Consider the following 13736-nt stretch of genomic DNA (forward strand, 5'->3'; position numbering starts at 1 on the left):
AAACCGTCATCCCATGAAAAAATTAGTCTTAACCTATTTATTAGCATTTGCTTCTTTTTCGATCTATGCACAAACGTTTAATTCGTTTTATTCAACGATTGTTGAAAACACATCTCAAACCAACATTTTAAATGACCTGACGACTTTTGAAGGTTTCGGAGTTAAAAACGTAGGTTCTACGAAACTTACTGATGCTGAAAACTGGATTACATCACGTTATCAAAGTTTAGGTTATACAGATATCGTATTGCAGCCTTTTAGCTATTCAGCAGGAACAAGCAATAATATTATTATTACCAAAACAGGAACAGTGTATCCAAACACCTTTTTAATTATTGATGGACATTACGATACTATCAATGGTACAGGAACAAACGATAATGGTTCTGGAACTGTTTTAATTATGGAATTGGCACGTTTATTAAAAAATATAAATACTGAATACTCTATCAAGTTCATTCACTTTTCTGGTGAAGAAGACGGATTAATTGGCAGTAATTTTTATGTGAATAATACTGTTATTCCTGAGGACTTAGATATTAGATTGGTATTTAATATTGATGAAGTTGGTGGTCTTGCTGGAACAAATAACGATACAGTTGTTTGCGAACGTGATCAAACTACTCCTGCATCAAACAATGCGGCTTCTAATGAATTCACGAATGATTTAGCTACGCTTATCGAATTGTATTCCACTTTGAACACTGAAATTTCTTATGCCTACGCATCTGATTATATTCCTTTTGAAAACAATGGTGAAATTATTACAGGTTTGTTTGAAAAGAACGAAACACCTTATGCGCATACAGCAAATGACTTGTTAGTGAACATGGATGTGCCATATTTATATCAAGTCACTAAAGGTTCTATTGGAGCTGCTTTAGAGTTTGCTATGGCTTATGAAACATTAAGCACTGAAGAAGCAAGCGACTTAAATAACTCAATTCGAATTACACCTAACCCTTCAGATAGTTTCTTAAATATTGCATTTACGAAACCTTTAGAGCAGCCTGTCGATTTTAAATTGATAGACATGCTAGGTAAAAATGTATATAAAAGCACACTAACAGAACAAACACAAACTATTTCGATAGACATGCTTTCTTCAGCGCAATACATTGCAGTATTCAAAATGAATAACAAACGTTTTATTAAACGTCTTATCGTAGAATAGATGTCGCAATCAGCAGATAATCCCCTAACCTTTTCTTGTGGTGCAACAATGTCCAATCGTTTTATGTTGGCACCAATGACCAATTGCCAAAGTCATGTGGACGGTACATTATCAGACGATGAATATAATTGGTTAACAATGCGAGCCAAAGGCGGTTTTGGTTTGACCATGACTTGCGCTTCGCATGTGCAAGCTGTTGGCAAAGGTTTTCCAGGACAATTAGGTATTTTCTCAGATATACATATTGAAGGTCACAAACGACTCGCAGCTGGTATTAAAGCACAAGGAAGCTTGGCTGTTGTGCAATTACATCATGCTGGCATGCGTTCACCAGAAGACATCATAGAAGGACAATGTGTGTCTGCATCAAATATTGAGAAATATAAGACTCGTGGTTTATCACTTGCTGAAGTACAACAACTCAAAGTCGATTTTATTACTGCAGCTATAAGAGCACAGAAAAGCGGTTATGATGGCGTTGAAGTACATGGTGCTCATGGTTATATATTAACGCAATTTTTAAGCTCAGACATTAACTCACGTACTGACGATTATGGAGGATGTTTAGAAAACAGAGCCAGATTACTTTTTGAAATCACAAATGGTATTCGACAAGCTTGCGGACCAAAATTTTTATTAGGCGTTCGCTTATCTCCTGAGCGTTTTGGAATGCAATTACAAGAGGTAAAAACCATTTGTCAACGTTTTATTGACGAAGGGCAAATAGACTTTTTAGATGTCTCACTTTGGGATTGTTTTAAAATGCCTGAAGAAGAAGCATACCAAGATCAAACCTTATTAGAACATTTTACGAGTTTAGACTACAAGAACATTAAATTGACAGTTGCTGGTAAGATTAACTCTGGAAACGATGTACAGAAGATTCTAGATGCCAAAGTAGATTTTGTTTCTATTGGTCGCTCTGGAATTTTACATCATGATTTCCCTAAACAAGTTATAGCTAACCCAAATTTTGAACCTACTCCTACTCCTGTTACAAAAGACTACTTACACAACGAAGGCTTAAGTGACAAATTTGTAACGTATATGAAACGCTGGCCAGATTTTGTAGCAGAATAAAAACTTCCTTTATAAGGATATAAATTATATAAAAATGAAAGCACTACTCTGTTTTTTACTAGTATTACCACTACACATTATTGCGCAAGAACAAACAAATTCAGAAAAATTCTGGACACAACTGCAAACACATTGCGGGAAAGCTTACGAAGGTGAGATTATCGCTGGTGCAAAACCAGGTGATGGATTTACAGGTGAAAAATTAGTTATGCACGTACGTTCGTGCGATACAAATGATATTAGAATTCCGTTTTTTGTAGGTGAAAACAAATCCCGAACTTGGGTCTTGCAATTGAATGCTGATAATATAATTAGCCTCAAGCATGACCATCGCAAACCTGATGGAACAGAAGATGAGTTAACTCAATATGGAGGCATAAGCCCAAATCATGGCTTAGCTGACCGACAAATATTTCCTGCTGATGTTCACACATCGCAGATTATACCAGAAGCGTCTTCTAATGTTTGGTGGTTTACCATAGATGAGACAAGTATCACTTATAACCTTCGTCGTCTTGGAACCGAACGATTGTTTTCTGTGCGTTTTGATTTAACGAAACCTATTAAAATTCCCGAAGCTCCTTGGGGAACAACAGATTAAAAACCTACCTAATCCCTTATCAAAGGCATGGTAGAGCAACGTAGTAAACCTTCTTGTTTGGCAATTTCGGAATAAGAAACTTCTTCTACAGTAAACCCTTGTTCACGAAGCCAAGTGTTTAATCTGGTAAAATTACCTTCAGAAATAATTACCTCTTCTGAAATAGAAAAGATATTACTATTCATTCTATACATCTCGTCTTTCGTGATTTCAAAAACGTTTTCTTTCCCGAAGAAACCAACTAACCATTGGTATTCACTTTCAACTAGAAATCCGTTTCTATGTAGAATCGCTTTGTCTTTACCAATCGGTTGAAAACAGCAATCTAAATGCAAGGCGTTTTCTTTTGGATCTGTATTCGATTTACGTAACTCAAACGACTTAACCGTTTTATGAGGGAACAACTCTTGCAAAGCAATCACAGCATCCATATTGGTTCGAGCTGTAATATAATCGGCATAATCGTCACCAGAATAAGTGCCAATAAAAATAAAATCGTTCCAAGGCATGACGTCTCCTCCTTCTACATGACATTCGTCTGGTAAAACAATTCGGTTTTCTTTAGCAACCGTTTCCCAAACATATTCTGTAGCTTCGACTTCACGTTTGCGATCTGGAAGAATATTCGCAATTATGATTTTATCATCTATCACAAACGAAATATCTCTAGCAAAAATCTGATTGTAATCTTTAATGATTTCTGGTCGATACACTTTTACATCATACTTTTTCAAAACGTTAGCAACGGCTTCCATTTCTTTAATCATATCAGCTTCCATTGGATAAGTTCCTGCTATAATATGTTGCACAGATTTTGGATCGTATGCTTCTTCAACAGTTGGTGTTGGACCATTACTTTCGGCAGTACCTAGAATGACAGCTCTAAGTCGTGATGTTTCGTTTTGTATGTGTAGTTTCATATGTTGCAAATATAAAAAAAGCTCCATAATTTCTTATGAAGCTTTTTAAACCTTTTATTAAAGGATTATCTGTTTGTAATATCTTTAAATGGTCTGTACGTTTCACCAGTATATAACTGACGTGGACGACCAATTGGTTCTTTACGTGTACGCATTTCTTTCCATTGAGAAATCCAACCAGGTAAACGTCCTAATGCAAACATTACTGTGAACATTTCTGTTGGAATCCCCATTCCTCTGTAAATGATTCCAGAATAGAAATCAACATTTGGATATAACTTTCTATCCACAAAATATGGATCTTCTAAGGCTTCTTTTTCTAAACCTTTAGCGATATCAAGAATAGGATCTTGAACACCTAAATCTGATAATACATCATCAGCAGCAACTTTAATGATTTTTGCTCTTGGGTCAAAGTTTTTATATACTCTATGTCCGAAGCCCATTAAACGGAAAGGATCCTCTTTATCTTTTGCTTTTGACATATATTTCTTCGTGTCTCCTCCATCTTCTTTAATCGCTTCAAGCATTTCTAAAACTGCTTGATTTGCTCCACCATGTAGTGGTCCCCAAAGTGCAGAGATTCCAGCCGATAATGAAACGAATAATCCAGCATGAGACGATCCTGTAATTCTTACAGTAGACGTAGAACAGTTTTGCTCATGATCTGCGTGAAGAATTAATAATTTATCTAAAGCATTTACTAATATTGGATTCTGAGTGTATTCTTCATCAGGACGTTTGAACATCATATGTAAAATATTCTCAACATATCCTAAAGACGTACTTCCATAATCTAATGGCATACCATGTTTTTTACGCATAGTCCAAGCTACAAGAATTGGAAACTTACCTAAAATTCTAACAATTGCATTGTACATTTCCTCATCAGAATCTACATTTACAGATGTTGGATTAAAAGCGGTTAATGCACTAGTTAGCGATGCTAAAACTCCCATTGGATGTGCAGATTTCGGGAATGCATCTAATATTTTCTTGATATCATCATCAACAACAGCGTGTTTTTTGATATCTGTATGAAATTGATCAAGCTCTTCTTGAGTTGGTAACTCTCCAAAGATTAACAAATATGCTACTTCTAAGAAATCGGCTTTTTCAGCTAATTCTTCAATTGAGTATCCTCTATATCTTAAGATTCCTTTTTCACCATCTAAAAAAGTAATTGCACTCTCACAACTTCCCGTATTCTTATATCCTGGGTCAATAGTAATCACGCCTCCTGTAGATCCTCTTAAGGCTTTTATATCTATAGCAACTTCATTTTCTGAACCTACAACTATTGGAAATTCATACTTTTCACCATTAATTTCTAACGTAGCTTTATCTGACATTTGTTGATGTTTTTTATATTTTTTTAAGTCTTGTAAATTTACGAAATATCTAATGATTTATAAAGTCTATTTATAATGCTTTTAACAATTATGATATTTAGAAAATCGATTAAGGCCATATCCTTATTTTATGGCTAATTGTCATAATTTTTATCAAATACAAATTATAATTAGTAAATTAACTCCTATGAATTTAAAAACCCCTCTAAGCGCTTATATCTTGTTATTGTTTGTCTTAACAACATCTGTAAATTTTGCCCAAATCATTAACGCTGAATCTCTCAGAAAACCTTCTGATTCAACAAAATGGAATGGCTCTGTAAGTTTAAATATTCATTTAATAAAAAATGTAAACTCTATTTTTGGTATAAGCAGTAGAGCACATATTCAATACAAAAGCGGCAAATCTATTTTACTGTTTCTTAATGATTTTAGTTTTCAAAAAATTGAAGGCAACTCTTTTATTAATAGAGGGACTCAACATTTAAGGTATAATTACAAACTCACAGAAAGGGTTAAATTAGAAGTCTTTGTACAAGGTCAATATGATGCGGTTTCACTTATCGCTTTTAGAGGTTTAGCAGGTATAGGCCCAAGATTTAAGTTAAGCAAAAATGATGATTATCGTTTTTATTTAGGCTCTTTGATAATGTATGAATATGAGAAATCGACAAATGTAATAGCCGACAGAATCCAAAGAGATTATAGAGGAACCACCTATTTTTCATTTAGTTTATATCCTAATGATCAGGTTTCTGTTATAAGCACAACCTATTATCAACCGTTATTGGAATCGTTTAATGATTACAGAATTGCTAATGAAACTTCCGTATCATTTAAAATCTTTGACGACCTCTATTTTTCTACAACTTTTAATTACAATTTTGATGCTTTTCCAGTAACCAATGACATTCCAAAGACTCAATATCGATTAATGAATGGATTGTTGTATAGTTTTTAAGCACCTTTAGATTTGATTTACTAAAAATGATATTTTACGTTTTCTTTAAAAAACAAAAAACCTACACGAATCAACGTATAGGTTTTGAGCTTATCTATTTAAAAAGTTTTACTTCACTTTAAACGCATTCATTTGCGGAAAGTAAGCCACTTCTTGTAATTCTTCCTCAATACGTAATAATTGGTTGTATTTAGCCATACGATCACTACGAGAAGCCGAACCAGTTTTAATCTGACCGGTATTTAAAGCCACAGCTAAATCCGCAATCGTGTTATCTTCAGTTTCACCAGAACGATGAGACATTACAGACGTATAACCTGCATTGTGTGCCATATTTACTGCTGAAATTGTTTCAGTTAATGTACCAATCTGATTCACTTTAATTAAAATAGAATTTGCGATTCCGTTTTGTATACCTCGAGATAAACGTTCTACATTAGTTACGAATAAATCATCACCAACCAATTGTACTTTATCACCAATTTGTTCAGTTAGATATTTCCAACCATCCCAATCGTTTTCATCCATTCCATCTTCAATAGAAAGAATTGGATACTTACGAGACAACTCAGCTAAATAATCAGCCTGTTCTTTACTTGTTCTTAAAACTCCTGAATCACCTTCAAAAATTGTGTAGTCGTACTTTCCATCTTTATAGAATTCTGCGGCAGCACAATCTAAAGCAATCATAACATCATCACCTAATTTGTATCCTGCATTTGAAACCGCTTTAGAAATCGTTTCTAAAGCATCTTCTGTTCCTCCTTCTAAGTTTGGTGCAAAACCACCTTCATCACCAACAGCTGTACTTAAACCTCTATCGTGTAATACTTTTTTAAGGTTATGGAAAATTTCAGTTCCCATTTGCATAGCGTGGGTGAAATTTTTTGCTTTTACTGGCATTACCATAAACTCTTGAAATGCAATTGGTGCATCACTGTGAGAACCTCCATTGATAATATTCATCATTGGTACTGGTAAAGTATTTGCTGAAACGCCACCAACATATCTATATAAAGGCATTCCTAATTCGCTAGCAGCAGCTTTTGCAGCAGCTAAAGAGACACCCAAAATAGCGTTAGCTCCTAGTTTTGATTTGTTAGGTGTTCCGTCTAAATCTATCATTAACTGATCGATTCTATTTTGATCAAAAACAGACTCTCCCAATAATTCTTGAGAGATTATTGAATTTACATTATTTACAGCTTTAGAAACTCCTTTTCCCATATAAGCATCTCCACCATCACGAAGCTCAACAGCTTCATGTTCTCCAGTAGAAGCACCAGAAGGCACTGCTGCTCTTCCCATCACTCCATTTTCAGTAACGACATCAACTTCAACAGTTGGGTTACCTCTTGAATCTAAAATTTGTCTTGCATGAATATTAATTATAATGCTCATTTTCTTTTGATTTTTATGTTAAAAATGTATTACAAATTTACGAAATAGTTGGCCTAAAACCCATCTGACATTGCAGAATTACATTATATCTCAACTACAATGTTTTCGTAAAATTAAAAAAGCAACGAATCTTTACAATCGTTGCTTTTTTGATATTAATTATTTTTTATATTCTGAATAAACTCATCAAACAAATAGGTTGAATCATTTGGTCCAGGGCTTGCTTCTGGATGATATTGTACTGAGAAGCAATTTTTGTTTTTCATTTTAATTCCAGCTACAGTATGATCATTTAAATGCACATGTGTGATTTCAATATCAGGATTAGCTTCAGTCTCTTCTCTATTGATCGCGAAACCATGATTTTGAGATGTGATTTCCCCTTTAGTCGTAACCAAATTTTTCACAGGATGATTTATCCCTCTATGTCCATTATGCATCTTATAAGTTGAAATCCCATTAGCTAAGGCAATTACCTGATGTCCTAAACAGATTCCGAATAATGGTAAATCTCTTTTGATAATTTCTTTAGCAACTGCTTGAGCTTCCACTAAAGGTTGTGGATCTCCAGGTCCATTAGATAAGAAATATCCATCAGGCTTAAAAGCTTCTAAATCTTCAAACTTTGAATTGTATGGAAACACTTTAATATAAGCATCACGTTTCGCTAGATTACGCAGTATGTTCTTTTTAATCCCAATATCTAAAGCTGCTACTTTATATGTAGCATTTTCATCACCATAACAATAAGGTTCTTTAGTTGATACTTGTGAAGCCAATTCTAGACCTTCCATGCTTGGCACTTCAGCTAGTTGTTTCTTCAAGCCTTCAACATTATCAACATCTGTAGATATTACAGCATTCATTGCACCATGATCTCTAATATGACTTACTAATGCTCGCGTATCTACATCTGAAATAGCTAAAAGATTATTGTCATTAAGAAATTCTTCTAAAGACTGATCTCCTGAAGGACGTGAATAGTGAAAACTAAAGTTTTTACAAATCAATCCAGCAATTTTGATAGAATCAGATTCTACTTCATCCGCTTTAGTTCCGTAGTTACCAATATGTGCATTGGTCGTAACCATAAGCTGACCATAATATGAAGGATCAGTGAAAATCTCTTGGTATCCAGTAGTACCAGTATTGAAACAAACTTCACCAAAGGCAGTACCTTCTTTACCTATAGATTTTCCGTGAAAAATCGTTCCGTCTGCGAGTAAGATTAAGGCTTTTTTACGTTTTAAGTATATCATTTTTATAGAAAAGTTTTACAAAATTGCATAAAAAAAAGGATAATCTAAAATAGATTATCCTTTATATATTAAATGCTTATTAACATTTATTCTTCTTCGTTAGTTGCTACTGGTGGTACTGGAGCCGCTTCAGCATTTGAAGCTCCTCTTCTACTTCTTCTAGTAGTTTTCTTTTCTTTCTTACCAGCGTTGTAGATCTCATTATAATCTACTAACTCGATCATTGCCATATCAGCGTTATCACCAAGTCTATTACCTAATTTGATAATTCTTGTATAACCACCTGGACGATCACCAATTTTAGGAGCAACGTCTCTGAATAATTCAGCGACAACATCCTTTTGTCTTAGTTTAGCCATAACAATACGTCTGTTGTGAGTCGTATCCGTTTTTGACTTAGTAATCATTGGCTCAACAAATTGTTTTAAAGCTTTTGCTTTAGCAACAGTTGTGTTGATACGTTTGTGTTCGATTAACGAACACGCCATGTTAGCTAACATTGCTTTTCTATGAGCAGTCTGTCTTCCTAAATGGTTAAATTTCTTTCCGTGTCTCATGACATTTTGTTTTAATCATCATCTTGCTACAACTCAGTATTGAGGAGCAAAATATGACGTATTAATCTTTATCTAATTTATATTTTGCCAAATCCATTCCGAAGTTAAGGCCTTTAACATTTACAAGCTCTTCAAGCTCAGTTAAAGATTTCTTACCAAAGTTACGGAACTTCATTAAGTCATTCTTATTGAAAGACACTAAGTCTCCTAGAGTATCTACTTCTGCAGCTTTTAAACAGTTTAATGCACGTACAGAAAGATCCATATCAACTAATTTAGTCTTCAATAGTTGTCTCATGTGAAGTGATTCTTCATCATAAGTTTCAGTTTGTGCAATTTCATCAGCTTCAAGAGTGATACGCTCATCAGAGAATAACATGAAGTGGTGAATTAATATTTTAGCTGCTTCAGTTAAAGCATCTTTAGGTGCAATTGAACCATCAGTAACAATTTCGAAAACTAATTTTTCGAAATCGGTCTTTTGTTCAACACGCCAGTTTTCAATACTATATTTTACATTTTTAATTGGAGTATATATTGAATCAGTAAAGATTGTTCCAATTGGTGCAGAAGCTTTCTTATTTTCTTCAGCAGGAACATATCCTCTACCTTTTTCAATAGTGATTTCCATATTGATGCTTACTTTAGGATCTAAGTTACAAATCACTAAGTCTTTGTTCAATACTTGGAATCCAGAGATAAACTTTTGGAAATCTCCAGCTGTAATTTGCTCTTGACCAGAAATAGAAATAGAAACAGATTCGTTATCTACTTCGTCAATTTGACGCTTAAAGTTAACTTGCTTTAAGTTCAAAATCATTTCTGTAACATCTTCAACTACACCTGCAATTGTAGAAAATTCGTGATCTACACCTTCAACTCTAATTGAAGTAATTGCAAATCCTTCTAATGAAGATAACAACACACGTCTAAGTGCATTACCTACTGTTAAACCGTATCCTGGTTCTAAAGGTCTGAATTCAAACTTACCTTCGAACTCAGTAGAATCAATCATGATTACTTTATCCGGCTTTTGAAAATTTAATATTGCCATATTTTCTTCGTTTTAATTGTTATTTAGTTGCGCGATTTATAAGTTTGAAGAACACTAATAAATCCTTTGGCTAAATAGCAATATGATTATTTAATTATTTAGAGTATAATTCAACGATGAATTGCTCATTGATGTTTTCTGGAATTTGGATTCTTTCTGGAACAGAAACGTAAGTTCCATGTTTCGTATCGTTATTCCATGTGATCCACTCAAATACAGTACTAGAATTAGCTAATGAATTTTCAATAGATTCTAAAGATTTAGATTTTTCTCTAACTGCAACAACATCTCCTGCTTTTAATTGGTAAGAAGGAATGTTTACGATTCCACCATTTACAGTAATGTGTCTGTGAGACACTAATTGTCTTGCACCACTACGAGAAGGAGATAAACCCATTCTATAAGCAACGTTATCTAAACGAGACTCACATAATTGTAATAATACTTCACCAGTAATACCTTGTGCAGCAGTTGCTTTTTTGAACATGTTTCTGAATTGCTTTTCTAATATACCATAAGTATATTTTGCTTTTTGCTTCTCCATTAATTGGATTGCATATTCAGATTTTTTTCCACGTCTTCTGTTGTTTCCGTGTTGTCCTGGAGGATAGTTTCTTTTTTCGAAAGCTTTATCATCTCCAAAAATAGCTTCACCGAACTTTCGGGCTATTTTAGTTTTAGGACCAGTATATCTTGCCATTTTAAAATTTGTTATGAGAGTGTTTATGAATTAAGGTCTTAATCTTATCCTTCGATAAACGTTGATCTCTCGTTGATACTTGTTTATAATTTTTCAGTTTGCAAATTTATGCAAAATAAACTAATATCATACATAAATGCAATAATATTAGTTTATCTTAAAATTTATGAGATTACATAATAAAATTATGCAAAATCTGAAACGTGTTCAGATTAAACTCTTCTACGTTTAGGAGGACGACATCCATTATGTGGTAATGGAGTAACATCAACAATTTCTGTCACTTCGATACCTGCATTATGAATAGATCTGATAGCAGATTCTCTTCCGTTACCTGGACCTTTAACGTATACTTTTACTTTTTTAAGACCAGCTTCCTTAGCAACTCCAGCTGCATCTTCTGCGGCTAATTGAGCAGCGTAAGGTGTGTTCTTTTTAGAACCTCTGAATCCCATTTTTCCTGCTGATGACCATGAAATAACGTCACCTTTCTTGTTCGTTAAAGAGATAATGATATTGTTGAATGAAGCAGCAACGTGCGCTTCACCTACAGCATCTACTATTACTTTACGTTTTTTAGTACTTGACTTTGCCATACTATTTATTATTTAGTTGCTTTTTTCTTGTTAGCAACTGTTTTTCTTCTACCTTTTCTTGTTCTAGAGTTGTTTTTAGTACGTTGACCTCTTAAAGGTAAACCAGCTCTATGACGAATACCTCTGTAACAACCAATATCCATCAAACGCTTGATGTTTATCTGTGTTTCAGAACGTAACTCACCTTCAATAGTAAAAGTTCCTACTGCTTCACGAATATTACCTATTTGCTCGTCAGTCCAATCTTGTACTTTGATGCTTTCGTCAACTTTAGCTGTTGCTAAAATTTCTTTTGATCTACTTCTACCTACTCCGTAGATATAAGTTAAAGAGATTACTCCTCTTTTGTTTTTTGGTATGTCTACTCCTGCAATTCTTGCCATAATTACCCTTGTCTTTGTTTGAATCTAGGATTCTTTTTGTTAATGACGTAAAGTCTACCTTTTCTGCGCACTAATTTACAGTCTACGCTTCTTTTCTTTACTGATGCTCTTACTTTCATCGAATTAGTATCTATAAGTTATACGAGCCTTAGTTAAATCGTAAGGACTCATTTCTAATTTTACTTTATCACCTGGTAATAATTTAATATAATGCATACGCATCTTACCAGAGATATGTGCAGTCACAATGTGACCATTTTCAAGTTCAACACGAAACATTGCATTTGACAATGCTTCAATGATTGATCCGTCTTGTTCTATTGCTGCTTGTTTTGCCATAGTTAAATTAAGCTACTGCTTTTCTGTTTTTACCAGTTTTCATCAAGCCGTCATAATGTTTATTCAACAAATATGAATTGACTTGTTGCATTGTATCTATTGCAACTCCAACCATAATTAATAGTGATGTACCACCAAAGAATAAAGCCCATCCAGCTTGAACATCCATAAGCTTTACAATAATTGCCGGGAACACAGCTATCAATGCTAAGAATATAGAACCTGGTAAGGTAATTTGAGACATAATTTTGTCTAAATATTCTGAAGTTTCTGTTCCTGGTCTAATACCTGGAATAAAACCACCACTTCGTTTTAAATCATCCGCCATTTTGTTCGTTGGAACAGTAATAGCAGTATAGAAATAGGTAAATATGATAATCAATAATGCAAATACAACATTGTACCATAATCCGAAAATATCAGAGAATTGTGCAATCATCCATTGACCAGCATCACTATCATCAATTGATTTACCGATTAAACTTGGTACAAACATAATTGCTTGAGCAAAGATAATTGGCATTACACCTGATGCGTTTAACTTTAATGGTAAAAACTGTCTAGATCCAAATACGTTTTTCTCGTATCCACCAGAAGCAGTTCTTCTTGCATATTGTACTGCAATCTTACGAACAGCCATAACTAACATTACGGATGCCATAATAATTACAAACCATATTACTAATTCGATTAAGATCATCATTAATCCTCCATTACCACCACCACTTAAACGTGACGCAGCATTTTGAATAAATGAAGAAGGTAAAGTTGCTATAATTCCAACCATAATTAATAATGAAATACCATTACCAATACCTTTATCTGTAATCTTCTCACCTAGCCACATTGCGAATATACATCCAGTAACTAAAATGATTACTGAAGATATATAAAATGTAGGTCCTGTACCTAATAAGAATGCTGATTGAGGAATACCAAATGCTGTTGGTAAACTAGCCAAATATCCTGGTGCTTGAAATAAACAGATTACGATGGTTAACCAACGTGTAATCTGAGTAATTTTCTTTTGACCACTCGCGCCTTCTTTTTGTAGTTTCTGAAGATAAGGAATTGCTATTCCCATCAACTGTACTACAATAGAAGCCGAAATGTATGGCATAATACCTAATGCGAAAACAGAAGCGTTAGCAAAAGCACCACCAGTAAACATGTTTAATAAACCAAGAATACCTTCTCCTGCTCCAGCTTGTAAATTGCTTAGTTGACTTGCATCAATACCTGGTAAAACAACCTGAGCACCAAAACGGTACACTAAAAGTAAACCAAGCGTTAGAATGATTCTGTCTTTTAGTTCGGTTATTTTCCAAACATTCTTTAATGTTTCTATTAATTTCATAC

Annotated in this window: 16 protein-coding genes; 4 read left to right on the forward strand and 12 right to left on the reverse strand. The window is 34.0% G+C overall.

Annotated elements, in window-relative coordinates:
- Nucleotides 1-13: 13 nt before the first annotated feature.
- From RH81_RS12325 to RH81_RS12335, 3 genes are read left to right on the forward strand one after another with little or no spacing between them, the layout of a single operon-like run.
- Nucleotides 14-1174, forward strand: coding sequence for a M28 family peptidase (locus tag RH81_RS12325; protein ID WP_033960765.1), 1161 nt, complete (start codon nt 14-16; stop codon nt 1172-1174).
- Nucleotides 1175-2254 carry an NADH:flavin oxidoreductase gene (locus RH81_RS12330; protein WP_033960767.1) on the forward strand — a complete coding sequence of 360 codons (1080 nt, stop codon included), beginning with the start codon at nt 1175-1177 and terminating at the stop codon, nt 2252-2254.
- A gap of 34 nt (nt 2255-2288) precedes the next feature.
- Entirely contained in the window at nt 2289-2855 is a 567-nt protein-coding gene (locus RH81_RS12335; protein WP_033960769.1) for a hypothetical protein, read from the forward strand.
- A gap of 8 nt (nt 2856-2863) precedes the next feature.
- Here the strand turns inward: RH81_RS12335 and RH81_RS12340 are convergent, their stop codons facing one another.
- Both RH81_RS12340 and RH81_RS12345 read right to left on the reverse strand, forming a co-directional pair.
- On the reverse strand, nt 2864-3775 hold the full coding sequence (locus RH81_RS12340; RefSeq protein WP_033960771.1) for a dimethylarginine dimethylaminohydrolase family protein: 912 nt from the start codon (nt 3773-3775) through the stop codon (nt 2864-2866).
- A gap of 65 nt (nt 3776-3840) precedes the next feature.
- Nucleotides 3841-5127 (reverse strand): citrate synthase, encoded by a 1287-nt coding sequence (locus RH81_RS12345; RefSeq protein WP_033960774.1) that lies wholly within the window; start codon nt 5125-5127, stop codon nt 3841-3843.
- 187 nt (nt 5128-5314) lie between these two features.
- On the opposite strand from RH81_RS12345, the gene RH81_RS12350 reads away from it, so the two are divergent.
- Nucleotides 5315-6088: a DUF481 domain-containing protein gene (locus RH81_RS12350; protein ID WP_161791989.1), complete on the forward strand. Its 774-nt coding sequence runs from the start codon at nt 5315-5317 to the stop codon at nt 6086-6088.
- Between the two features lie 108 nt (nt 6089-6196).
- On the opposite strand, the gene eno is transcribed toward RH81_RS12350, so the two are convergent.
- From eno to secY, 10 genes are all read right to left on the reverse strand, one after another.
- The gene (gene eno, locus RH81_RS12355; protein WP_033960778.1) at nt 6197-7489 is read right to left on the reverse strand and encodes a phosphopyruvate hydratase; all 1293 of its coding nucleotides are present in this window, start codon (nt 7487-7489) and stop codon (nt 6197-6199) included.
- Nucleotides 7490-7644: 155 nt separating this feature from the next.
- Complete coding sequence (carA, locus tag RH81_RS12360) at nt 7645-8748, reverse strand: glutamine-hydrolyzing carbamoyl-phosphate synthase small subunit (RefSeq protein ID WP_033960780.1); 1104 nt, start codon at nt 8746-8748, stop codon at nt 7645-7647.
- Between the two features lie 86 nt (nt 8749-8834).
- Entirely contained in the window at nt 8835-9305 is a 471-nt protein-coding gene (gene rplQ / locus RH81_RS12365; RefSeq protein WP_033960782.1) for a 50S ribosomal protein L17, read from the reverse strand.
- A 61-nt stretch (nt 9306-9366) separates the two neighbouring features.
- Entirely contained in the window at nt 9367-10359 is a 993-nt protein-coding gene (locus RH81_RS12370) for a DNA-directed RNA polymerase subunit alpha (RefSeq protein WP_033960784.1), read from the reverse strand.
- A 94-nt stretch (nt 10360-10453) separates the two neighbouring features.
- A complete protein-coding gene (gene rpsD / locus RH81_RS12375; RefSeq protein WP_033960786.1) occupies nt 10454-11059 on the reverse strand; it encodes a 30S ribosomal protein S4 in 606 nt (201 codons plus the stop codon).
- A gap of 212 nt (nt 11060-11271) precedes the next feature.
- Nucleotides 11272-11655, reverse strand: a complete 384-nt coding sequence (gene rpsK, locus RH81_RS12380) for a 30S ribosomal protein S11 (protein WP_033960788.1) — start codon at nt 11653-11655, stop codon at nt 11272-11274.
- Nucleotides 11656-11663: 8 nt separating this feature from the next.
- Entirely contained in the window at nt 11664-12038 is a 375-nt protein-coding gene (gene rpsM / locus RH81_RS12385; protein ID WP_033960790.1) for a 30S ribosomal protein S13, read from the reverse strand.
- Nucleotides 12039-12040: 2 nt separating this feature from the next.
- Nucleotides 12041-12157, reverse strand: a complete 117-nt coding sequence (gene ykgO / locus RH81_RS16795) for a type B 50S ribosomal protein L36 (RefSeq protein ID WP_081988313.1) — start codon at nt 12155-12157, stop codon at nt 12041-12043.
- A gap of 4 nt (nt 12158-12161) precedes the next feature.
- A complete protein-coding gene (gene infA / locus RH81_RS12390) occupies nt 12162-12377 on the reverse strand; it encodes a translation initiation factor IF-1 (protein WP_026753784.1) in 216 nt (71 codons plus the stop codon).
- A gap of 7 nt (nt 12378-12384) precedes the next feature.
- On the reverse strand, nt 12385-13734 hold the full coding sequence (gene secY / locus RH81_RS12395; RefSeq protein WP_033960793.1) for a preprotein translocase subunit SecY: 1350 nt from the start codon (nt 13732-13734) through the stop codon (nt 12385-12387).
- Between the last annotated feature and the right edge of the window lie 2 nt (nt 13735-13736).

The sequence above is a fragment of the Psychroserpens jangbogonensis genome, from assembly GCF_000797465.1.
In the GTDB taxonomy this organism is placed as follows: domain Bacteria; phylum Bacteroidota; class Bacteroidia; order Flavobacteriales; family Flavobacteriaceae; genus Psychroserpens; species Psychroserpens jangbogonensis.